Raw genomic sequence first — 21,306 nt, forward strand, 5'->3', positions numbered from 1 at the left:
GAGTTTCCAAGCGGCCCGCGGGAACCAAATTGATTCAGATCAATCGTTGCGCAGAATGCGCTCGCCCTCATGGTCGACGTTGTCGAATTGACCACGGTGCACCGCCCACCAGAGCCCGCCGAGGATCACCAGCACGAGCACCACGGAGAACGGGATGAGCAGAAAGAGGATGTCCATCGCTCTCAGCCTCCGGGCTGCCGCGCGAGACGCGCCGCATTGAGCACCACCAGCACGGAACTCCCCGCCATGCCGAGCCCGGCGAGCCACGGCGGCAGCCAGCCCGCGAGCGCCAGCGGCACGCACAGGGCGTTGTAGCCGCCGGCCCACCAGAGGTTCTGCCGCACCACGCGCATGGTGCGCTTCGCCTGCCAGATGGTCCGCACGATGGTGGAGAGCTCGCCGCCCATCACGATGAAATCCGCGCGCGCCTGGGTCAACGGCACAGCGTGTCCGAATGCGAAGGAAACATCCGCTTGAGCGATCACCGGACCGTCGTTGAGACCGTCTCCGACCATCACCACGCGATGGCCCTCGGCCTGCGATTGCCGAATGACGCGGAGCTTCTCTTCCGGAAGGCAGTCTCCACGCGCGTCGCGAATGCCACCGCGCCGAGCGACCTCCTTGGCCGCCGCATCGCGATCGCCGGAAAGAAGCCGCACCGACAGACCTTGCGCCTCCAACTCAGCCACGGCCGTTGCGGCATCGGCGCGAAGATCCTCGGCCAGGACGAAGCTCGCGACCCAGCCTTGCTCATCCGCCAGGTGAACCTGCGCGGCATCCGACTGCAATGGTTCGACGCCGCAGAAGTCCGAAGCGCCCAGTCGCAGGGCTCGCACCTTGCCTCCTGCGTCGCCACTGCGACGCAGGAGGCCGGCGATACCCTCACCCGCGTGCTCCTTCGCTTCGACCAGGTCCCAGGACGGTGGTGAGCGGAACTGCGCATTCCACGCATTCACCAGCGCGCGAGACGCGGGATGAAGCGAATGCGCAGCCAGCGCGGCGGCAAGCTCCACCGCATCGCCCGGCCGCAATCCCTTGCGGCAATAGACGCGCTCCAGCCGAGGCACGTCATGCGTGAGCGTGCCGGTCTTGTCGAAGACCACCGTATCGACCGAGGACAGCGTTTCGAGCGCCTGCAGGTTGTGCACCATCACGCCGTCGCGTGCGAGCGAGCCGGCGCTCGCGAGCATCGCTGCAGGCGTCGCCAGCGAGAGGGCGCAGGGGCATGTGACGATCAATACCGAGACCGCCACCATCAGCGCCTTGCCTGAATCGATGTGCCACCACAATGCGGCCGCGAGTGCCGCGGCGACCAGCACCGCCAGCAGGAAGGGGCGCGCGGCGCGGTCGGCCAGTTGCGCGAGGCGCGGCTTCTGCAGCGATGCGCTTTCCATCAGGGCGACGATCTGCGAGAACCGCGTACCCTGCCCGATCGATTCGATCCGTATCTGCACCGCGGCGGCAATGTTGTGGCTGCCCGCCAGCACCCGGTCCCCGCAGGGACGCGGCACGGGGCGCGACTCGCCGGTCAGCAACGCTTCGTCGGCAGTCGTGTCGCCGAGGATCACGACGCCATCTGCAGGAAAGGCCTCGCCCGGCAGCACCCGGATCACGTCACCCACGACGAGTCGTCGAACCGAAACGCGCGTGAACAGGCCGCCTTCGCCCAGTCGCTCGACGCTGTCCGGCAGCCGGTTCATCACCGCTTCGAGCGCGCCGGCGGTGCGGTCGCGCAACCGTGCCTCCAGCCACCTGCCGGTGAGCAGGAAGAAGACGAACATCGTGAGCGAATCGAAATACACCTCGTGGCCGAGCGGCCCTTGCGCATCGAAGGTCGCGGCAGTGCTGACGACGAAGGCGATCGCGATGCCGAGAGAGACCGGCAGGTCCATGCCGATGCGCCGCGCGCGCAGATCGCGCCAGGCGCTGCGGAAGAACGGTCCGCAGGAAAACAGCATCACCGGCAGCGTGAGCACCCAGGAAGCCCATCGCAACAGCTGGGCCGCATCGGCCGACATGTCGCCGGGCTGCGCGATGTACCCGGGGTAGGCGTACATCATGACCTGCATCATGCAGAAGCCCGCGACCAGCCAGCGCCAGAGCGCGACCCTTGCGTCGCGCGAACGCCGCGACCGTGCCGACAGATCGCCGGCCGGCACCAGCGGATAGCCTGCCGCCGCCGAGGCAGCGAACCAGCGCGAGGGTGTGACGGCGGCGGAAGACCAGACGATGCGCGCCCGATGGCTGGTGGCGTTGACTTCCACGCGCTCCACCCCGGGGACTCGCCCCACGGCCTCCTCCACCGCCAGCGCGCAAGCTGCGCAGTGCATGCCATCGACGACAACCTGGGATTCCCAGCGCTCGCCGGCCATGTTGCCGTCGAGCGAGCGGCCGAACACCGGCCATTCGGCCGGGTCGTCGAGCAGCGACCAGTCCGGCTGCGGCACCGGCTCGTCAGGAGAAGAATCGAAACGCCCGGCCGGGCCGTGCGTCAGCGCAGCTTGCATGGGGGAGGCTAGCGCTGCGGTCGGAAGCGGGACTTGACGTGGATCAAACGATACGGGGCGGCAAGAAAAAGCGCCTCGCCGCTGGTGCGGCGAGGCGCCTTTTCGACATAGCCGACTCGTGAAATTACTTCTTGTAGTTCGCCATGCCGTCCAAGATCTCCTTCTTCGCGGCTTCGATGCCCTCCCAGCCGATCACCTTGACCCACTTGCCGGCTTCGAGATCCTTGTAGTGCTCGAAGAAGTGCGTCACGGCCTTCAGGCGCATGGGGTTCACGTCCTCGACCTTTTTCCAGTGGCTGTAGATGGGCAGGACCTTGTCGGTCGGCACCGCGAGCACCTTGCCGTCGACGCCGGCCTCGTCTTCCATCATCAAGATACCGAGGGGCCGGCACGGCACCACGACACCGGGCACAAGCGGATAGGGCGTGATCACGAGCACATCGACCGGATCGCCGTCGCCCGACAGCGTCTGCGGCACGTAGCCGTAGTTCGTCGGGTAGTGCATGGCGGTGGTCATGAAGCGGTCGACGAAGATCGCGCCCGATTCCTTGTCGACTTCGTACTTGATCGGGTCGGCGTTCATCGGAATTTCGATGACGACGTTGAAGGCTTCGGGGGCGTCTTTACCGGGGAAACTTGACCGAGGGACATGATCTGGCTGGGTAGTTTGAAAGTGTTAGCGGGATTCGGACAAACCCGAAGTTTACTTTCCATGTCACGGCCCGGTCGCACAGAACCGCGGATTTGCCTGTAAATTGGGCTCGTTGGCCAATCGTTCCCTGCCGTTCAGGCACCGGGGCCTCGAGGAAGCAACGCGACGGAAGCACTGACCCGTACGCGCTGCGCACCGGGTCCGGCTTACGTCTCCACCAAGTCTGACGAACTACTGGAGAAGCAACGCATGACCGGCAACACCCCTCTCGTCCTCGCCATCGTCTGCGGCCTCGTGGCCGTGGCCTATGGCTTCTGGGCGCGCAGTTGGATCCTCTCGAAAGACGCGGGCAACGCGCGAATGCAGGAGATCGCCTCGGCGATCCAGACCGGCGCGGCGGCCTACCTCGCCAAGCAGTACCGCACCATCGCCATCGTCGGCGTGGTGCTCGCGATACTCATCGGCATCTTCCTCGACGGAACCACGGCCGTCGGCTTCGTGGTCGGCGCGGTGCTCTCGGGCGCCTGCGGCTTCATCGGCATGAACGTCTCGGTGCGCGCCAACGTGCGCACCGCGCAGGCCGCGACGCAGGGCATCAGCCCCGCGCTCGACGTCGCTTTTCGCGGCGGCGCGATCACGGGGATGCTGGTGGTGGGCCTGGGCCTGCTCGGCGTCACGGCCTTCTACTGGTTCCTGGCGGGCAACGGCGTGCTCACGCCGGACAAGAAGCTCGCGAGCCTGCTCAATCCGCTGATCGGCTTTGCCTTCGGCTCATCGTTGATCTCGATCTTCGCGCGTCTGGGCGGCGGCATCTTCACCAAAGGCGCCGACGTCGGCGCGGACCTCGTGGGCAAGGTGGAGGCCGGCATCCCCGAAGACGATCCGCGCAACCCCGCCGTGATCGCAGACAACGTGGGCGACAACGTGGGCGACTGCGCCGGCATGGCCGCCGACCTGTTCGAAACCTATGCGGTGACCCTGATCGCCACCATGGTGCTGGGCGCGCTGATGGTCGGCGCGGCACCGGTCAACGCGGTGATGTACCCGCTCGCGCTCGGCGGCGTGTCGATCATCGCGTCCATCGTCGGCTGCTTCTTCGTGAAGGCGAAGCCGGGCATGGTCAACGTGATGCCGGCGCTCTACAGGGGGCTTGCCGTGGCGGGCATCCTGTCGCTGATCGCGTTCTGGTTCGTCACGAGCTGGCTCATCCCCGACAACGCGATCGCAGCGAGCGGCAGCCAGATGAAGCTCTTCGGCGCCTGCTTCGTCGGCCTCGCGCTCACGGCTGCGCTGGTGTGGATCACCGAGTTCTACACCGGCACGCAGTATTCGCCGGTGCAGCACATCGCGCAGGCCTCGACCACGGGCCATGGCACGAACATCATCGCCGGCCTTGGCGTGTCGATGCGTTCGACCGCATGGCCGGTGATCTTCGTGTGTATCGCGATCATCGTCTCATACATGCTCGCGGGCCTCTACGGCATCGCGGTCGCAGCAACCGCGATGCTGAGCATGGCCGGCATCGTGGTCGCGCTCGACGCCTACGGCCCCATCACCGACAACGCGGGCGGCATCGCCGAGATGTCCGAGTTGCCGGCCGCGGTGCGCGACATCACCGACCCGCTCGACGCGGTGGGCAACACGACCAAGGCGGTCACCAAGGGCTATGCGATCGGCTCGGCGGGCCTCGCCTCGCTGGTGCTCTTCGCCGACTACACGCACAAGCTCGAAAGCTTCGGGCAGGAAATCAGCTTCAACCTGAGCGATCCGATGGTGATCGTGGGGCTCTTCATCGGCGGCCTGATCCCCTACCTCTTCGGCGCGATGGCGATGGAAGCCGTCGGCCGCGCGGCCGGCTCGGTGGTGGAGGAAGTGCGCCGCCAGTTCCGCGAGATCAAGGGCATCATGGAAGGCACCGGCAAGCCCGAGTACGGCCGCGCCGTGAGCATGCTGACCGGCGCGGCGATCAAGGAAATGATGATCCCCTCGCTGCTGCCGGTGGTGGTGCCGATCCTGGTCGGCCTGCTGCTCGGGCCGAAGGCGCTCGGTGGGCTGCTGATGGGCACGATCGTCACGGGCCTGTTTGTCGCGATCTCGATGTGCACCGGTGGCGGCGCATGGGACAACGCCAAGAAGTACATCGAGGACGGCCATCACGGCGGCAAGGGCTCCGAAGCGCACAAGGCGGCAGTGACCGGCGACACGGTGGGCGACCCCTACAAGGACACGGCCGGCCCGGCCGTGAATCCGCTGATCAAGATCATCAACATCGTGGCGCTTCTCATCGTGCCGCTGGTGGTCAAGTTCCATGCCGGCGATGTCGGTGCAGCGGCGCCCGCAGCAGCGCCGCTCGCGCCGGTGAGCGCGCCCGCAGCCCCTGTCGCACCCCAAGTCGCGGCGCCCGCACCGGCGGCGCCGGTGGCCGCCGCGGATAGCGGCGCACCGAAGTGAAGGCGCTATAGAAAGAAGAAATCCCGCACCGGCTGGTGCGGGATTTCGTGGGGACGCTCGCGATTCAGTTCAGGCTGACGGTGCGGGAAGGCTCGCTACGCAGCGGCACGCCCTGCAGGGTGTCGAAGTCCGAAGAGGCCTCGGGCGGGCGCATCTGCATTTCCTCGATTTCGTGAATGGACGCCACCCAGCGGCCCGCGGCCGACTCAGCCGGCTCGTCGTTGGTGAAGACGCCGTCGCGGATGTAGAAGGTTTCGCCGGCCGGGCGCTCCATGTGAAGTTCGATCAGCCGCGCGATCGGGAAGGTGTAGGTCACCAGCTTTTCCTTCGTCTTGCGGTCCTTGGCGCCGCAATTGAAGTAGCCTTCCGAGGCGATGACGATGCACGAGCCGTCGACCTGGCTGTCGATGTCGCTGCCGTAGCGCCACACTGCCGACGGCATGCGCACCCGGACCTTGTCGATGACCAGATCGCGCTGCTTGTTGAGCGAATTCAACGGCGGCACCAACGAGCGCAACTGCTTCAAGCGCTCTGCGAAGGTGTCATCCATCACGAACTCGACGTGATGAGTCGATCCGCCGGAGCGCTTGACGACTTGCATGATGACGTGGCGTTGTCGGCTCACTGGGCCCGTCCTTTCGCGTTCAATCAATCATTAATTAAAACTATGGTATTGATGCAATCTGCATCAATTGTTTCTAACTGTAGATCGATTTTTTCCGAATTGATAGGCGGTATGAAGTACTCATTCAATGCGCTCAATTGGCCTCGTCTGTGAAACAAGTCACACGGGCCGGAGGATCAGCTGCCCTCGCCGCTGGCCATGAGTTCGTCGAGCGCCTTGCACGACGGAGCGCAAACCGTCTGGGCCTTGCCCAGCAACTGGCGCGTACGCAACTGCGAGCGAACGCGGTGCTTGCCGCACATGAAGCACGACATCGTCGCGCCGCTGAAGGAGGCGGAAGCGCGGAACGGCGAACCCGGCGCCTTGGCCTTGTAGCGCAGCCCGTCGGCCACCACGGTCGTCTTGACCTCGCCCTTACTCATGCGCGGTCTCCGGGCCGTGGCGCATGGCGCGCTCGATGGCTTTCTTGGCAGCCAGTTCGGCGCTCAGCGAAGCATCCAGTCCCGAGCGGCACAGCCCGGCGTGCTGATAGTTCATGTTCTCGTACACCTCGGCCGCGGCCGGATAGGCATCCAGCAACTGGCCGAGCTGGACGCCCGATTCCACATCGCGGAATTCATCGACCAGATGCATGACGACCGAGCGGTATTGTTCGGCGCCCACCGGCACGGGGCTGTGCTCGAGCCGCTCGAGGAGCTGGGCCAGGACGTGCGTCACCGCCAGATCGGTCTTGGGAGCAGGGGTGTTGGTAGCGTTCATGCGAAGCATGTGGGGTGCCACCGGGGGATTGCAAGGGGGAGGAAGCGACAGGAGCATCCCGGGATTACAACAGCATTTCCGGCACCAGCGGCGCGACCAGGGAGTTGTAGAAACGCTGGAAAAATCCCGCCTCCGGCTCCGACGTCAGGATTATTTCCTTCTCACCATCGGTGCTCAGCCATTGCAGTGATCCGGTTTCCGCGTCCAGACGAAGGCGGTAGGAATTCTGGAGTTTGCTGATGTTGATCACCCGGAGCATTTCGCGCGCCAGTTGCGGGCTGTGAACGACGACGCCCATTTCCGTGTTCTGCGTCGCCGAGCGCGGATCGAGGTTCATCGAGCCCACGAAGATTCGCTGCCTGTCAATCGCCGCCGTCTTCGCATGCAGCCTGCCAAGCGAATTGCCGAACATCCCGAAGCGCTTGTTGGCGGTGGTCCGCTGCGGGCTGAGCTCGTAGAGATCCGCACCGCTGCGCAGCAGCCGTTCGCGATAGCGCGCATAGCCTGTGTGGACCAGTGGCTCGTCGTTGGCCGCCAGCGAATTGGTCAGGAGCGTCAGCTTGACCTTGCGTTGCATCAGGTCGTCGAAGGCCGCCATGCCTTTTTCGCCGGGCACCAGGTAGGGCGAAGTCAGGTCCACCTCGGACTTCGCATCGAGCAGCAGGCCCCAGACCTTCATCGTCACGCTGGTCGCCAGCGCCTCGTCGGCGCTCATGGACCTGGGCTTGCTCGGCGGATCGGCGATGGCGTGCGCCTCGCCCCACAGCAGGCCCATGCGGCCGGCGTCAAGCTCCTCGGCGATCGGGCCGTAACCCAGCACGTCGACAGGTGGAATCTGCAGCTTCGGCGGCGGCGAGGCCATGCCGATCCAGTCGTCGAAGTCCTGCGCGGTGGGTTTCCGGCCGCCCTCCCCCGTCACGATGTCCTGGATCGGCCAGACCTGCTCGGCATTCCAGAAGGCATCGAAGACCGCCTCCAGCTCGGCGACCACCTTGCCGACCACGAGCGCGTCCATGTCGATGAAGTTCTGCGCCTCGCTCAGCACGAAATACTCGTCCGCGATGTTGCGCCCGCCGACCACCGCCATCACGCCGTCGGCAATGAACAGCTTGTTGTGCATGCGGTGATTGAGCCGCGGAATGTCCTGCGGCGACGCCGCGAAGCGCGAGACGATGCCCCCGCGCCCGCAGCAGAATGGGTTGAAAAGCCGCACCTCCACGTTCGGCGTCTGCGCGAGCGCCAGCAGCGGCTGCTGACTCTTGCTGGTGTAGAGGTCGTCCACCAGCACCCTCACCTTCACGCCGCGCGCACCGGCTTCGCGCAAGGCCCGCATCAGTAGCCGGCCGGTGGCGTCGTTCTCGAACTGGTAATACTGCACCACGAGCGAATGCTGCGCGCGCTGCGCCAGCTGGATGCGGGCATCGAGCGAATAGACGCCCAGCGGCATCAGCCGGAAGCCGGAGTGCTCGCCGGGCGGCGTCGAGGCCGCAGCGATCGTCGCAAGCATGGTGGACGGATCGGGCGCGGCAGCGTGTTCGTCCGGCCGCTCGGGCATCTTCGGCAGCGAGCCGCAGGCCGCAAGCAAGGCAACCGCCCCGGACAGGGCCGCGAAACTCAAAATGCGGGCGAAAGCGAAGAGCACGGACGTCATGTTCGATTTCCCTTCTCTTGTGGTTGCTGGCGGATCGCGTCTGCCCCGGGTCCTAGAATTCGGAACGCCTTCCTCCGGGGTTACATCATGATGCTCCAGACCTCCGTGCGCTCCGCGCTTGTTGCCCTGGCTGCAGCCTTGGCTCCAACCGCCTTCGCGGCACTCGACATCGGCGATGCCGTTCCGAAATTCACCGCCACCGCGGCGCTGGGCGGCAAGGTCTTCAGCTACTCGCTCGCCGAAGCGCTGGCCAAGGGGCCGGTCGTGGTGTATTTTTCCCGGCGGCGGACACCGCCGATTGCTCGATCGAGGCGCACGCCTTCGCCGAGGCCATCGACCAGTTCGCCGCCCTCGGTGCGACGGTGATCGGCGTGTCGGCCGACGACATCGAAACGCTGACCAAGTTCTCCGTCAAGTCCTGCCAGAGCCGCTTCCCGGTCGCGTCCGACCCGTCCAAGGCGGTCATCCAGGGCTTCGATGCGGTGATGCAGACCCGGCCGGATTTCGCGAACCGGCTCTCGTACGTGGTCACGCCCAACGGGCGCGTCGCCTACTACTACCAGAACCTCAACCCCGACAAGCACGTCGAGCGCATGCTGAATGCGCTGCGCGCGCTGCCCAGGGCGACGGCCGCGCGCTGAGCGCTGAGCGCTAAGATTTCCCCCATGCAACTCAACTACATCGGCAACGAAAGCGTTGCCTCCTCGTCCGGCCGTACGCTGCCGGTGATCGATCCCTCCGATGGTCAACCGTTCGACGAGCTGCAGCGCAGCAACGCGGCGGACATCGATGCCGCGGTGCAGGCCGCGCGCCATTGCTTCGAGTCGAACTGGCAGAAAGTCAGCGCGGCCGAGCGCGGACGGCTGCTCTACAAGCTCTCGCAGAAGATCGCTGCGCACACCGACGAACTCGCGCTGATCGAGCAGCGCGATTGCGGCAAGCCGGTCAAGCAGGCGCGCGCCGATGCGCTGGCCCTGGTGCGCTACTTCGAGTTCTATGCCGGCGCCTGCGACAAGCTGCACGGCGAAACCATCCCCTACCAGGACGGCTACAGCGTGCTGACGTGGCGCGAACCACACGGCGTCACCGGCCACATCATCCCGTGGAACTACCCGATGCAGATCTTCGGCCGCAGCGTGGGCGGCGCGCTGGCGGCGGGCAACGTCTGCGTGGTCAAGCCTTCGGAAGATGCCTGCCTCTCGCTGATCCGCGTGGCGCAACTGGCGGCCGAGGTGGGGTTTCCGCCGGGCGCGATCAACATCGTCACCGGCTACGGCCATGAAGTCGGCGACGCGCTCGCGCGGCACGAGGGCATCGACCACATCAGCTTCACCGGCAGCCCCTCGGTGGGCACGATCATCCAGCAGGTGGCGGCCGAGCGGCACTGCCCGGTCACGCTCGAGCTCGGCGGCAAGAGCCCGCAGATCGTCTTTGCGGATGCCGATCTGAATGCAGCCATCCCGGTGCTGATCAACGCGATCGTGCAGAACGCGGGCCAGACCTGCTCGGCCGGCTCGCGCGTGCTGATCCAGCAGGACATCTACGAGCCGCTGCTCGAGCGCCTCGGACACGCCTTCGAGGCGCTGCGCGTCGGCCCGGCCGCGATGGACCTCGACGTCGGCCCGCTGATCCGCCAGACGCAGCAGCAGCGCGTGTGGGATTTCCTTTCCGACGCCCAGGTCGCCGGCATCCCGATGGTCGGCCAGGGCACCGTGGTCGACGAAGCGCCCCAAAGCGGCTTCTACCAGGCGCCGACCCTGCTGCGCGACGTGCCGGTCGGCCACCGGCTCGCACAGGAGGAAGTCTTCGGCCCCGTGCTCGCCGCGATGCCCTTCCGCGACGAGGACGAAGCGGTCGCACTCGCGAACGCCACGCGCTTCGGGCTGGTCGCCGGCATCTGGACCGAAAACGGTGCGCGCCAGCTTCGCATGGCCAAGCGCGTCCGGAGCGGTCAGGTGTTCATCAACAACTACGGCGCGGGCGGCGGCGTCGAGTTGCCCTTCGGCGGCGTCAAGTCCTCGGGCTATGGGCGCGAAAAGGGCTTCGAGGCGCTCTATGGATTCACGGCGCTCAAGACCGTTGCCATCCGGCACGGATGACCGCCAGCCCCGGCCTCATCGCCTCAGGGTCAAGCGTTTTCCGCCTGCCGGCTTCTGGGGCGATCGGTTAAATTTGCCTGCCCCATGAGCCAGCACGTCATCCCCGTTTCCGAGATTGGCCGCGCCCGTCCAGCGGCGGGGATGGCCGGGCCTGCGATCCCGGCGACCGGCGTACTGCTCGATCGCCTGCAGCGCCCGCTGACCGATCTGCGCATCAGCGTCACGGACCGGTGCAACTTCCGCTGCAGCTACTGCATGCCGAAGGAAGTCTTCGACAAGGACTATCAGTACCTCCCGCACAGCGCGCTGCTGAGCTTCGAGGAAATCACGCGGCTCGCGCGCCTATTCGCCACCCATGGCGTGCACAAGATCCGGCTCACCGGCGGCGAGCCTCTGCTTCGCAAGAATCTCGAAGTGCTCGTCGAGCAGCTCGCGGCCCTGCGCACGCCGGACGGCCAGCCGCTCGATCTCACGCTGACCACCAACGGTTCGCTGCTCGCCCGCAAGGCCCAGGCGCTCAGGGCGGCCGGGCTGCGGCGCGTGACGGTCAGCCTCGACGGCCTCGACGACACCGTGTTCCGCAGCATGAACGACGTGGATTTCCCGGTCGAGGAAGTCCTCGCCGGCATCGAGGCGGCCAAGGCCGCGGGCCTCGGGCCGATCAAGGTGAACATGGTCGTCAAGCGCGGCACCAACGAGCAGGAGATCCTGCCGATGGCCCGCCACTTCCGCGGCACCGGCGTGGTGCTGCGCTTCATCGAGTACATGGACGTCGGCGCCACCAATGGCTGGCGCATGGACGAGGTCCTGCCTTCGGCGGAGGTCGTGCGGCGCATCGCCGAGGTGTTCCCTCTTGCGCCCCTCGAAGCCACCGCGCCGGGCGAGACCGCGCAGCGCTGGGCCTACCAGGACGGCGGCGGCGAGATCGGCGCGATCAGCAGCGTCACGCAGGCCTTCTGCCACGACTGCAACCGCGCGCGGCTGTCGACCGAAGGCAAGCTCTACCTCTGCCTGTTCGCCAATACGGGCCATGACCTGCGCCCGCTGCTGCGCGGCGGCGCAAGCGACGAAGAGATCACCTCCGCGATCGGCCACATCTGGCAGGGCCGGAGCGATCGCTATTCCGAACTTCGCGCACTGCGCGGACCCGAGACCGATGGCAGCGCGCCGCGGCGGGTCGAAATGAGCTACATCGGCGGATGACCACCCCACCAGCCATCGCCACCGGCGAGATCACCGGCCTCGTGCTCGCCGGCGGACGCGGCACCCGCATGGGTGGCGTCGACAAGGGCTTGCAGAACTTCAACGGCACGGCGCTCGCGATGCACGCCGTGATGCGGCTGGGCATGCAGGTCGGCGAGATCATGATCAACGCCAACCGCAACCTCTCGGCCTACGAGTCGTTCGGGGTGCCGGTGTGGCCCGACGCACTGGCCGACTATGCGGGGCCGCTGGCCGGCTTCCTGACCGGGATGGAGCGTTGCGAGACGCCCTATCTGCTGACGGTGCCGTGCGACACGCCGCTTTTCCCGCTCGATCTGGCGGGCCGCCTGTCCGAGGCGTTGGTCGCCAACGATGCGGAAATCGCGATGGTCTCGGCGCCGGAGCCTTCCGAAGAACCCGGCGGCGCCCCTGCCCTGCGTGCGCAGCCCGTGTTCTGCCTGTTGAGCGCTACCCTGCTCGAAAGCCTCGTGCGGTTCACCCAGGCGGGCGGGCGCAAGATCGACTCCTGGACCGCGCAGCATCGCACGGTGCTCGTGCCATTCGATCGCCCCGGCGACGCGCCGGACGCCTTCTTCAATGCCAACACGCTGGCCGAGCTGCACGCGCTCGAATCCCAGCGCACCTGAATTCCCCGCTGCTTCCATGAGCCGTATCGCAGACATCGCCGCCGCACTGGCGGGCTACGACCCGAAGGCGCTGGGCGTCGATGCCGTGCAGGCCTTCCTCGCGCGGCTCGCGGAACCGGCCGCGGTCACGCAGGTCCAGCGCATCGCCCTGCGCGACGCACTGGGCCGGGTGCTGGCCGAAGACATCATTTCGCCGGTCAGCGTGCCGCCGCACGACAACTCGGCCATGGACGGCTTCGCGTTCGACGGCAGCCTGCTCGATGGCGCAGCAGACGATGAATCGGTGCAGTTGCGCATCGTCGGCACCGCCCTGGCCGGCGCAGCCTGGCGGGGCAGCGTGGGCGCCGGCGACACGGTCAAGATCATGACCGGCGCCGTGATGCCGGCAGGCCTCGACACGGTCGTTCCCCAGGAGTTCTGCACGATCGAGGGCGACGGCGTCCGCTTCCCCGCCAAGGCCCTGCGGCGCGGCGACAACCGGCGTCTTGCGGGCGAGGACCTCATGCAAGGCAAGCCCGCCCTGCGGCGCGGCGAGATCATTTCCCCCGCCGCGCTCGGCATGGTGGCGAGCCTCGGGCTGCCGATGGTGCCGGTGCTGCGGCGCCTGCGCGTTGCCTACTTCTCGACCGGCGACGAGATCCTGAGCCTCGGCGAACTGCCGCGCGAAGGTGCTGTATACGACAGCAACCGCTACACCGTCTTCGGGCTTCTGAACCGGCTCGGCTGCGAGGTGATCGATCTCGGGCTCGTGCGGGACGATCCGGCCGCGCTCGAATCGGCGCTCTGCCGCGCCGCGAACGAAGCCGACGCGATCATCACCAGCGGCGGCGTCAGCGTCGGCGAGGCCGACCACACGCGGGCCGTGATGCAGCGCCTCGGCGACATGGCGTTCTGGCGCGTCGCGATGCGGCCCGGCCGGCCGATGGCGGTCGGCCTGATCCCCGTGGAGAAGCCGGATCGCGGACCGGCCGTGCTCTTCGGCCTGCCCGGCAATCCGGTCGCGGTCATGGTCACCTTCCTGGCATTCGTGCGACCCGCGCTTCTGCGCATGATGGGCTGCAACGACGCCTGCGCCGCCCCGCCGCCGCTGCTTCGCGCCAAGAGCGTCGGCGCCATCCGCAAGAAGCCAGGGCGCACCGAATACCAGCGCGGCTACGTCCGGCCGGTGGCCGGGTCATTGCCCGAAGTGCGCATCGCGGGCAACCAGGGCTCGGGCGTGCTGAGCTCGATGGTCGAAGCCAACGGCCTCGTCGTGCTGCATCATGACCAGGGCAGCGTGGCCGACGGCGACCCGGTCGACGTCATGATGTTCGACGGCGTGATCTAGCGTCGTCCGCCTCCCAACCGGCAAGGAGCGGTGCATGGCATCAAGAATCGAGTTGATCCAGCAGATGCCCATCTTCGGCGCCATCGGTGCGGCGACCATCGAGTTCCTGCTCGGCGAAGCGTCGGTGAGGCATGTGCGGCGGGGCGATTTCTTCTTCCAGGAGAACGACACGCCCACCTGCATGTTCGTCCTGGAAAGCGGCCACGTCACCGTGTCGAAGAGCTGGCAGACGCACGAACTGCTCATCCGGCGCCTCGGCCCCGGCGACTGCTTCGGCGAAATGGCCCTGCTCGACCTCTGTCCCCGTAGCGCGACCGTGCGAGCCGACGAAGACTGCAGCGCCATCGGGCTCACCTCGGCCAACCTCTACCGGCTGTTCGAGCACGACGTCGAGCAGTTCGCACTGATCCAGATGAACATCGCGCGCGAGATGAGCCGCCGGCTCCGCATCACCGACGACCTGTTGTTCCGCGCCCAGATGGGCGAAGCACTGGAAGTGCCCGAGCGACTCTAGATGCGCCCCAGCGCGCGCTCGACGCCCTTGTTGGCCAGCGCATCCGCACGCTCGTTGCCCGGATCGCCCGAGTGCCCCTTGACCCAGCGCCACTCGATCCGGTGACCGCCTTCCGACACCAGCTTGTCCAGCTGCTGCCACAGCTCCACGTTCTTGACAGGCTGCTTGGTCGAGGTCCGCCAGCCCTTGGCCTTCCAGCCGCGGATCCACTCGGTGATGCCCATGCGCACGTACTGGCTGTCGAGATACAGCGTGACCTTGCAGGGCCGCTTCAGCGCCGCGAGCCCCTCGATCACGGCCTGCAGCTCCATGCGGTTGTTGGTGGTGTTGAGCTCGCCCCCGAACAACTCCTTCTCGCTCGCCCCCGATTTCAGCCATGCGCCCCAGCCGCCAGGACCGGGATTGCCCTTGCAGGCGCCATCGGTGTAGATCTGTACTTCGTTCAAGAACCTTTTCCTTGTTTCTTTCGATGCGACGAGCGGCGCGCGTGGTCGCGGTGATCCCGGTGCATCCGCCCGGCACCCGCGATCGGCACCGGCGCGCTGGTCCGGGCGGCCGGCCGGCGCCAGTCAGCGCTCAAGAGCCGCATGCCGCGCACCCGCTTCACCGCCACCAGGAAATAGACCGCGCCGAAGATCGGCCACCAGCGCTCGCCGGCCGCATCGAACCAGTGGCAGCGCTCGAGCCACGCCTCGCTGCGCACGGCGGGCCGATAGACACCGAAGCGACCCGATTCGACCTCGAAGCTCAACAGGCGCAGCCAGTCGCGCATGCGCCGGTAGCCAATGAATTCACCCGCGTCCGGCAGGAAGAGTTCGCCGAACCCCAGCCGCTGGTAGAGCCGCGCCCGCCGTTGCCGCATGCCCCACAGGCTCGCCGGGTTGAGCCCGCAGACGACGACACGCCCTTCTGGCACCAGCACCCGTTCGACCTCCCGCAGCGTCGCATGCGGGTCCGGACTCAGTTCGAGCGTGTGCGGCAGCACGACGAGGTCGAGGCTGTTCGCCGGAAACGGCAGCGCCGAGAAGTCGGTGACGAGCGAACTGCGCGGCGCCATCGCCGACTCCGACAGCGCCAGCCAGCGATGCGGCATGCGGTTGGCGCGCAGGCCCTGCACCTCCGGCAACCCGAGCTGGAGCGCGTGATAGCCGAAGACGTCCGCCACGGCCTGATCGAACTGGCCCTGCTCCCACTCCAGCAGATAGCGCCCTGGAGGGGTCTCGAACCAATCGTGCAAACCTATAATTTGACCGCTCATGACCCTCGTTCCGCTGCCCGCCTTTGCCGACAACTACATCTGGATGCTGCAGGACGGACGCAACGCGATCGTGGTCGACCCAGGGGACGCCGCGCCGGTGTTCGAAGCACTCCAGCGCGACAATCTGCAGTTGGCCGCGATTCTAGTCACGCACCATCACGCCGATCACACAGGCGGCGTGGCCGCGTTGCACGAAGCCACCGGCGCCCCGGTGTTCGGCCCTGCCCGCGAGCGGATCCCCGAACCCTTCACCCCGCTCGCGCATGGCGATCGCGCCGACGTGCTGGGTCTGCGCTTCGAGATCATCGATGTTCCGGGCCATACCGCCGGACATATCGCCTACTTCCTTCCGGCCAACGCGATCAACACGTCGGCGGGCGACCTCGCTCCGCTGGTCTTTTGTGGTGACACTTTGTTTTCCGGCGGGTGCGGGCGACTTTTCGAGGGCACACCCGCGCAGATGCTTGCATCGCTCGATGCGCTTTCCGCGCTGCCGGGCAGCACGCGCGTGTGCTGCACCCACGAATACACACTTGCTAACCTGAGATTCGCGCACGCCGTGGAACCCGGCAACGCGGATCTCGCTCAGTACACGGCGCAATGCGAAGCCTTGCGTGCGCGCGGCGAGCCGACGCTGCCATCGCAGCTCGCGACCGAGCGCCGTATCAACCCTTTTCTTCGCAGCCGCGAATCCACCGTCCGCCTGGCAGTTCAGGCCCATGCCGGCCTGTCGGCACATGCCCCCGAGACCGAGGTGTTCGCTGCGCTGCGCCAATGGAAGAACGACTTTCGATGAGACTCATCGTTGCGGCCTGCCTCGCGGGCTCCCTCTTTCTCGCGGGCTGCGCCACCGGTACCGGTTATTCGTCCTCTGCTGGATCGGGCGGTGCCGCGCCGGTCTATCCGGGCGGTGCCCTCACGCCGATCACTTCCGGCCAGACGAGATCACGCGCCGTCGTGACGCTCGCGCCGCCCACCGACATGTGGGACCGCATCCGCCGCGGCTTCAAGATGCCGGACCTCGACAACGACGCCGTGCATGACCGCGAGCAGTGGTACGCGAGCCGGCCCGACTACATGCAGCGCATGACCGCGCGCTCCAGCCGCTACATCTTCCACATCGTCGAGGAACTCGAGCGCCGCGACATGCCCACCGAGATCGCGCTGCTGCCGTTCGTCGAGAGCGCCTTCAACCCGCAGGCGGTGTCGAGCGCCCGCGCGGCGGGCATGTGGCAATTCATGCCGGCCACCGGAACCGACTACGACCTCAAGCAGAACATCTTCCGCGACGACCGCCGCGACGTGGTCGCTTCCACGCGTGCGGCGCTCGACTACCTGCAGAAGCTCTACGGCATGTTCGGCGACTGGCATCTGGCACTCGCCGCCTACAACTGGGGCGAAGGCAACGTGAGCCGCGCCATCGCGAAGAACCAGCGCGCCGGCCTGCCCACCGGCTACAACGACCTGTCGATGCCCGCCGAGACACGCATGTACGTGCCCAAGCTGCAGGCCGTGAAGAACATCGTCGCCAATCCGGAGCGCTTCAACACCGATCTGCCGCTCATCGCCAATCACCCGTACTTCCAGACCGTCGAACTCAAGCGCGACCTCGACGTCGACTTGGCGGCGAAGCTGGCGGACGTCAAGATCGACGACTTCCGCGCGCTCAATCCGTCAGCGCACAAACCGGTGCTGCTGGCCGCCGGCACGCCCGAGATCCTGTTGCCGTGGGACAACGCGGCCGTCTTCAAACGCAACTTCGAGGCCTATTCGCAAGGCCAGTACGCGAGCTGGACGGCATGGACCGTTCCCTCCACGATGACCGTGGCAGACGCGGCCCAGCGCTCGGGCATGAGCGAAGCCGACCTGCGCGCGATCAACAGCGTGCCGCCGCGAATGCTGATCAAGGCCGGCTCGACGCTGATCGTGCCGCGCACCTCGCGCGTTCAGGAAGACGTGGACGCGGTGGTGGCCGACACCGGGCACCTGAGCTTCCAGCCCGAGATCGTCACGCGCCGCACCATCATCAAGGCAGGCAAGCGGGACAGCGTCGCGAGCATCGCCCAGCGCTACCGACTGAGTCCGGCAAGCGTGGCCGAATGGAACGACGTGAAGACCAATCACGCCTTCCCGAAGGGCTATGAGGTGGTGGTGTACCTGCCGGTGAAGGCAGCCCCCACCACACGCGTCGGCGCCGGACTCGCGCACCTCACCGGCGGCAAGACGCTCAAGACGCTCAATGCCGGCAGCGTGACTTCGAGGGAGCCGAAGGGCACCCCAGGCAAGACGACCAAGAAGCCGGCCGAGAAGCAGGTCGTGCGCGAGCCACGCGGCGGGACGCCCTCGAAGAAACAGCGCTGAGCGCGCCAGTCGCTCAGAGCTTTTCGGTCTCGCCGCTGCGCGGCTGCCATTTCATGAGCCGCCGCTCCAGCACGCCGACGATGCCGTCGAGCGCGAGCGCGAAGCCGGTCAGCACCACGATGCCGGCGAACACCGTGTTCACGTCGAAGGTTCCTTCGGCCTGCAGGATGAGGTAGCCGACGCCGCGCGCCGAACCCAGGTATTCGCCGACCACAGCGCCCACGAAGGCCAGTCCGACCGAGGTGTGCAGGCTCGAGAACACCCAGCTCGTCGCGCTCGGCAGGTACACCGTGCGCAGGAGCTGGCGCTGGTTCGCACCGAGCATGCGTGCGTTGGCGAGCACCACCGGGCTCACCTCGCGCACCCCCTGGTAGACGTTGAAGAACACGATGAAGAACACCAGCGTGACCGCGAGCGCGACCTTGCTCCAGATGCCGAGGCCGAACCACAGCGCGAAGATCGGCGCGAGGATCACGCGCGGCATCGAATTGGCCGCCTTGATGTAGGGATCGAAGACCAGGCTCGCCGTCGGCGCCAGCGCGAGCCAGAGGCCGAAGGCCAGCCCCAGCACGGTGCCGATGACAAAGGCCAGCACCGTCTCGAGGAGCGTCACGCCGAGATGCAGGTAGACATCCGCATTGCCCGGCAGCCCTTCTGGAAACAGGGGTTCGGCGCAATCGCGACCGGCATGAACCAGCTCCAGATCCGTCCCGCGACCTTGATCGGCTCGCCGACGAAGAACGCGAACTGCTCGTTGCGCGAAGCGAGATGCCACGCCGCCAGCAGGAGCAGCAACAGCACGCCCTGCCAGAACCCGGCATTGCCTTCATTGGGGCGAAGCTTCATGTCAGGCCGCCTTCTTCAATTGCTGCGCATAGCCCGTCAGGACTTCGTCGCGAAGCACGGCCCAGATCTGCGAATGCAGTTCGACGAATCGCGGATGCGTGCGTACCTCGGCCACATCGCGCGGACGCGGCAGGTCGATCTCGAACTCACCGATCGGCCGCGTGGCCGGTCCGGCGGACAGCACGACCACGCGGTCGCTCATCGCGATGGCTTCGTCGAGGTCGTGCGTGATGAAGAGCACCGCCTTCTTCTTGCTCGCCCAGAGCGCGAGCACCTCGTTCTCCATCAACTGCCGCGTCTGGATGTCGAGCGCGCTGAAAGGCTCGTCCATGAGGATGATGTCGGGATCCAGCGCCAGCACCTGGGCGAGGGCGGCACGCTTGCGCATGCCGCCGGAAAGCTGATGCGGATAGCGATCGCCGAAGCCCGCGAGCCCCACGCGCGCGAGCCATTCGCTCGCCAGGTCGCGTGCCTTCGCATCGGCAACGCCCCGGTACTGCAGGCCGAGCATCACGTTGTCCATCGCGCTGCGCCACGGCATCAATGCCTCGCTCTGGAACATGTACCCCGCGCGCGCGTTGATGCCCTTGAGCGGCCGCCCGAAGACCTTCACCACGCCCGATGAAGGCTCGAGCAGGCCGGCACCCACGTTGAGCAACGTCGACTTGCCGCATCCCGTCGGCCCGACCACCGACACGAACTCTCCCGCGCGCACGCGAAGGGTGGCATCTGCCACGGCCGTGTAGCGCTGCGTCCGGTCGTCCTTCGCGCGGAAGATGCAGCTGATGTTCAGGAGTTCGAGTGCGTAGTCCACCATGAGGGCAAAGAAAAACCCGGCCGAAGCCGGGTTGCTGGACGCGCAAGTCAGGCCTTGAACCTGTCCTTCGCACGCCGCGCAAACTCGTTGGTATAGAGCTTCGAGAGGTCGATCTTGTCGGCCTTGACCGTCGGGTCGAAGCTCGCGATGGCGTTCAATGCGGTCTTCGGCCCTTCGGCCGGGACGATCCCGTCGGTGGCAATGGCCTCGCGCACCTTGTCGAACGAAGCGAGATACAGCGCGCGATCGCCGAGCAGATAGGTCTCGGGCACCGTCTTGATGATGTCGCCCGGGCCCGCCGTCTGCAGCCACTTGAGGCCGTGCACGATCGCGTTGGCCAGCGCACTGGCAGGTGTTGGGATGCTTCTGCACGAACTCGGACGATGCATAGAGGCACGCCGCCGGCATCAGCCCGCCGAACACCTCCTGCGTGCCCTTGAGCGTGCGCGTGTCGCTGATGATCTTCACGTCGCCCTTCTGCTCGAGCATCGTCATCACCGGATCGGTGTTGCTGATGGCATCGATCTGGCCCGAACGCAGCGCGGTCAGCGCGCCGGCCGCGACACCGACGCCGATGTAGCTCACATCGCTGGCCTTGAGGCCTGCGCGCGAGAGAACGAGGTTGGCCACCATGTTGGTCGACGAGCCGGGCGCGGAGACGCCGATCTTCTTGCCCTTGAGATCGGCAACGCTGCCGTACGCCGGCATGTTCTTCGTCGACACGCCGATGGCAATCTGCGGTGCGCGCCCCTGCAGCACGAAGGACTGGAAGTACTGGTTCTTGGCCTGGAGGTTGATGGTGTGCTCGAAGGCACCCGAGCAGACATCGGCAGAGCCGCCCACCACCGCCTGCAATGCGCGCGAGCCGCCGGCGAAGTCGGATATTTCGACGTCGAGCCCTTCCGCCTGGAAGTAGCCGAGCTGCTCGGAGATGGTCAGCGGCAGGTAGTAGAACGCCGCCTTGCCGCCGACAGCGATCGAAATTCTCGACTTCTCGAGCTTCGGCTGTCCATGGACCAGGGGTGCGCCAACTGCGGCCGCTCCCAGGGCCGCAGCGATGGTGAAGGTACGGCGATTGAGCAGCATGAATGGCGATGCCTAAGGCTCTGTATTCGAGGTTCGAAATGAGCTTAGGGGCGCGATTCAGCGCCTGCATCGGGGACATCCCGTGCGGGTTTTCACGTAAACATGAAGACTTCTATCGGCCGGCGAACAGGATCGCGATATTGACCACGAAGCCCAGCGTCCACACCGCGCTGCGCAGCGCGCCGATGCCCGAGATGTACGCGCCGATGTAGATCACACGCAGCACGACATAGGCGAGGGCCAGCATGTCGAGCGTTCCCTGCGCCGCACCGAGCTGATGCGCGATGACGACCGCGCCGATGAAGAAGGGCAGCCCTTCGAAGCCGTTGGCCTGCGAGCTGTTCGCCCTCGCGCGCCAGCCCGCCTGCCGCGCAGCCCATTCACGCGGCGCATTGTTGTCCTTGAGATCGAATGCACCGGCCTTCGCGATGTAGGCCGAGATGTAGGGCAGCAAGGCTGCGGCCAGCACGCACCAATAGGCCAGCGTCAGGTGGGGAAGCTCA

Annotated in this window: 19 protein-coding genes and 3 pseudogenes; 9 read left to right on the forward strand and 13 right to left on the reverse strand. The window is 66.6% G+C overall.

Translation table 11 applies throughout. From position 1 onward, the window contains the following. Positions 1-39: 39 nt before the first annotated feature. From ccoS to ppa, 3 genes are all read right to left on the reverse strand, one after another. Positions 40-177 carry a cbb3-type cytochrome oxidase assembly protein CcoS gene (gene ccoS / locus ACQ858_RS11185; protein ID WP_431276684.1) on the reverse strand — a complete coding sequence of 46 codons (138 nt, stop codon included), beginning with the start codon at positions 175-177 and terminating at the stop codon, positions 40-42. 5 nt (positions 178-182) lie between these two features. Next, entirely contained in the window at positions 183-2,507 is a 2,325-nt protein-coding gene (locus ACQ858_RS11190) for a heavy metal translocating P-type ATPase (RefSeq protein ID WP_431276685.1), read from the reverse strand. Between the two features lie 124 nt (positions 2,508-2,631). After that, on the reverse strand, positions 2,632-3,090 hold the full coding sequence (gene ppa, locus ACQ858_RS11195; protein ID WP_431276686.1) for an inorganic diphosphatase: 459 nt from the start codon (positions 3,088-3,090) through the stop codon (positions 2,632-2,634). 318 nt (positions 3,091-3,408) lie between these two features. Here ppa and ACQ858_RS11200 point away from each other — a divergent pair, with 318 nt between their 5' ends. Then, positions 3,409-5,610 (forward strand): sodium-translocating pyrophosphatase, encoded by a 2,202-nt coding sequence (locus ACQ858_RS11200; RefSeq protein WP_431276687.1) that lies wholly within the window; start codon positions 3,409-3,411, stop codon positions 5,608-5,610. Between the two features lie 64 nt (positions 5,611-5,674). Here ACQ858_RS11200 and ACQ858_RS11205 read toward each other — a convergent pair whose 3' ends face one another. The 4 genes from ACQ858_RS11205 to ACQ858_RS11220 all read right to left on the reverse strand — a co-directional run bounded on the left by ACQ858_RS11205 (position 5,675) and on the right by ACQ858_RS11220 (position 8,645). After that, positions 5,675-6,235 (reverse strand): hypothetical protein, encoded by a 561-nt coding sequence (locus tag ACQ858_RS11205; protein ID WP_431276688.1) that lies wholly within the window; start codon positions 6,233-6,235, stop codon positions 5,675-5,677. A 176-nt stretch (positions 6,236-6,411) separates the two neighbouring features. After that, positions 6,412-6,657, reverse strand: coding sequence for a hypothetical protein (locus tag ACQ858_RS11210; protein ID WP_431276689.1), 246 nt, complete (start codon positions 6,655-6,657; stop codon positions 6,412-6,414). Continuing rightward, positions 6,650-6,994 (reverse strand): hypothetical protein, encoded by a 345-nt coding sequence (locus tag ACQ858_RS11215; RefSeq protein WP_431276690.1) that lies wholly within the window; start codon positions 6,992-6,994, stop codon positions 6,650-6,652. The genes ACQ858_RS11210 and ACQ858_RS11215 overlap by 8 nt, the downstream gene beginning before the upstream one ends. Positions 6,995-7,058: 64 nt before the next feature. After that, a complete protein-coding gene (locus ACQ858_RS11220) occupies positions 7,059-8,645 on the reverse strand; it encodes a phospholipase D family protein (protein WP_431276691.1) in 1,587 nt (528 codons plus the stop codon). A gap of 90 nt (positions 8,646-8,735) precedes the next feature. Here ACQ858_RS11220 and ACQ858_RS11225 point away from each other — a divergent pair. The 6 genes and pseudogenes from ACQ858_RS11225 (at position 8,736) to ACQ858_RS11250 (ending at position 14,435) form a co-directional block, all read left to right on the forward strand. Next, positions 8,736-9,286, forward strand: a pseudogene (locus ACQ858_RS11225) (peroxiredoxin). Between the two features lie 24 nt (positions 9,287-9,310). Further along, on the forward strand, positions 9,311-10,744 hold the full coding sequence (locus ACQ858_RS11230; protein WP_431276692.1) for an aldehyde dehydrogenase family protein: 1,434 nt from the start codon (positions 9,311-9,313) through the stop codon (positions 10,742-10,744). Between the two features lie 84 nt (positions 10,745-10,828). Further along, positions 10,829-11,947, forward strand: a complete 1,119-nt coding sequence (moaA, locus tag ACQ858_RS11235) for a GTP 3',8-cyclase MoaA (RefSeq protein WP_431276693.1) — start codon at positions 10,829-10,831, stop codon at positions 11,945-11,947. After that, positions 11,944-12,594: a molybdenum cofactor guanylyltransferase MobA gene (mobA, locus tag ACQ858_RS11240; protein ID WP_431276694.1), complete on the forward strand. Its 651-nt coding sequence runs from the start codon at positions 11,944-11,946 to the stop codon at positions 12,592-12,594. The genes moaA and mobA overlap by 4 nt, the downstream gene beginning before the upstream one ends. A gap of 16 nt (positions 12,595-12,610) precedes the next feature. Continuing rightward, a complete protein-coding gene (moeA, locus tag ACQ858_RS11245) occupies positions 12,611-13,921 on the forward strand; it encodes a molybdopterin molybdotransferase MoeA (protein WP_431276695.1) in 1,311 nt (436 codons plus the stop codon). A gap of 34 nt (positions 13,922-13,955) precedes the next feature. Continuing rightward, positions 13,956-14,435 (forward strand): Crp/Fnr family transcriptional regulator, encoded by a 480-nt coding sequence (locus ACQ858_RS11250; protein ID WP_431276696.1) that lies wholly within the window; start codon positions 13,956-13,958, stop codon positions 14,433-14,435. Here the strand turns inward: ACQ858_RS11250 and rnhA are convergent. Both rnhA and ACQ858_RS11260 read right to left on the reverse strand, forming a co-directional pair. Continuing rightward, positions 14,432-14,881: a ribonuclease HI gene (gene rnhA, locus ACQ858_RS11255; RefSeq protein ID WP_431276697.1), complete on the reverse strand. Its 450-nt coding sequence runs from the start codon at positions 14,879-14,881 to the stop codon at positions 14,432-14,434. The two genes, ACQ858_RS11250 and rnhA, sit on opposite strands and share 4 nt — an antisense overlap. After that, positions 14,878-15,693, reverse strand: a complete 816-nt coding sequence (locus ACQ858_RS11260; protein WP_431276698.1) for a class I SAM-dependent methyltransferase — start codon at positions 15,691-15,693, stop codon at positions 14,878-14,880. The genes rnhA and ACQ858_RS11260 overlap by 4 nt, the downstream gene beginning before the upstream one ends. Here ACQ858_RS11260 and gloB point away from each other — a divergent pair. Together gloB and ACQ858_RS11270 are read left to right on the forward strand one after the other, a co-directional pair. Then, positions 15,692-16,489 carry a hydroxyacylglutathione hydrolase gene (gene gloB / locus ACQ858_RS11265; RefSeq protein WP_431276699.1) on the forward strand — a complete coding sequence of 266 codons (798 nt, stop codon included), beginning with the start codon at positions 15,692-15,694 and terminating at the stop codon, positions 16,487-16,489. The genes ACQ858_RS11260 and gloB overlap by 2 nt on opposite strands. Then, the gene (locus tag ACQ858_RS11270) at positions 16,486-18,054 is read left to right on the forward strand and encodes a transglycosylase SLT domain-containing protein (protein ID WP_431276700.1); all 1,569 of its coding nucleotides are present in this window, start codon (positions 16,486-16,488) and stop codon (positions 18,052-18,054) included. Before gloB ends, ACQ858_RS11270 begins: the two co-directional genes overlap by 4 nt. A gap of 13 nt (positions 18,055-18,067) precedes the next feature. Here the strand turns inward: ACQ858_RS11270 and ACQ858_RS11275 are convergent. The 4 genes and pseudogenes from ACQ858_RS11275 to ACQ858_RS11290 all read right to left on the reverse strand — a co-directional run bounded on the left by ACQ858_RS11275 (position 18,068) and on the right by ACQ858_RS11290 (position 21,272). Continuing rightward, positions 18,068-18,900 (reverse strand): annotated as a pseudogene (locus tag ACQ858_RS11275) (ABC transporter permease). 1 nt (position 18,901) lies between these two features. Then, a complete protein-coding gene (locus ACQ858_RS11280) occupies positions 18,902-19,717 on the reverse strand; it encodes an ABC transporter ATP-binding protein (protein ID WP_431276701.1) in 816 nt (271 codons plus the stop codon). A 47-nt stretch (positions 19,718-19,764) separates the two neighbouring features. Next, positions 19,765-20,803 (reverse strand): annotated as a pseudogene (locus ACQ858_RS11285) (ABC transporter substrate-binding protein). A gap of 112 nt (positions 20,804-20,915) precedes the next feature. Beyond that, the gene (locus ACQ858_RS11290) at positions 20,916-21,272 is read right to left on the reverse strand and encodes an MAPEG family protein (protein WP_431276702.1); all 357 of its coding nucleotides are present in this window, start codon (positions 21,270-21,272) and stop codon (positions 20,916-20,918) included. Between the last annotated feature and the right edge of the window lie 34 nt (positions 21,273-21,306).

This window comes from Variovorax ureilyticus (assembly GCF_050632185.1).
Taxonomy (GTDB): domain Bacteria; phylum Pseudomonadota; class Gammaproteobacteria; order Burkholderiales; family Burkholderiaceae_C; genus Variovorax; species Variovorax ureilyticus_A.

Coding starts and splice junctions, on each gene's coding strand:
- ccoS (WP_431276684.1), bottom strand. CDS start 177: ATGGACATCCTCTTTCTGCTCATCCCGTTCTCCGTGGTGCTCGTGCTG.
- ACQ858_RS11190 (WP_431276685.1), bottom strand. CDS start 2,507: ATGCAAGCTGCGCTGACGCACGGCCCGGCCGGGCGTTTCGATTCTTCT.
- ppa (WP_431276686.1), bottom strand. CDS start 3,090: ATGAACGCCGACCCGATCAAGTACGAAGTCGACAAGGAATCGGGCGCG.
- ACQ858_RS11200 (WP_431276687.1), top strand. CDS start 3,409: ATGACCGGCAACACCCCTCTCGTCCTCGCCATCGTCTGCGGCCTCGTG.
- ACQ858_RS11210 (WP_431276689.1), bottom strand. CDS start 6,657: ATGAGTAAGGGCGAGGTCAAGACGACCGTGGTGGCCGACGGGCTGCGC.
- ACQ858_RS11215 (WP_431276690.1), bottom strand. CDS start 6,994: ATGAACGCTACCAACACCCCTGCTCCCAAGACCGATCTGGCGGTGACG.
- ACQ858_RS11220 (WP_431276691.1), bottom strand. CDS start 8,645: ATGACGTCCGTGCTCTTCGCTTTCGCCCGCATTTTGAGTTTCGCGGCC.
- ACQ858_RS11230 (WP_431276692.1), top strand. CDS start 9,311: ATGCAACTCAACTACATCGGCAACGAAAGCGTTGCCTCCTCGTCCGGC.
- moaA (WP_431276693.1), top strand. CDS start 10,829: ATGAGCCAGCACGTCATCCCCGTTTCCGAGATTGGCCGCGCCCGTCCA.
- mobA (WP_431276694.1), top strand. CDS start 11,944: ATGACCACCCCACCAGCCATCGCCACCGGCGAGATCACCGGCCTCGTG.
- moeA (WP_431276695.1), top strand. CDS start 12,611: ATGAGCCGTATCGCAGACATCGCCGCCGCACTGGCGGGCTACGACCCG.
- ACQ858_RS11250 (WP_431276696.1), top strand. CDS start 13,956: ATGGCATCAAGAATCGAGTTGATCCAGCAGATGCCCATCTTCGGCGCC.
- gloB (WP_431276699.1), top strand. CDS start 15,692: ATGACCCTCGTTCCGCTGCCCGCCTTTGCCGACAACTACATCTGGATG.
- ACQ858_RS11260 (WP_431276698.1), bottom strand. CDS start 15,693: ATGAGCGGTCAAATTATAGGTTTGCACGATTGGTTCGAGACCCCTCCA.
- ACQ858_RS11270 (WP_431276700.1), top strand. CDS start 16,486: ATGAGACTCATCGTTGCGGCCTGCCTCGCGGGCTCCCTCTTTCTCGCG.
- ACQ858_RS11280 (WP_431276701.1), bottom strand. CDS start 19,717: ATGGTGGACTACGCACTCGAACTCCTGAACATCAGCTGCATCTTCCGC.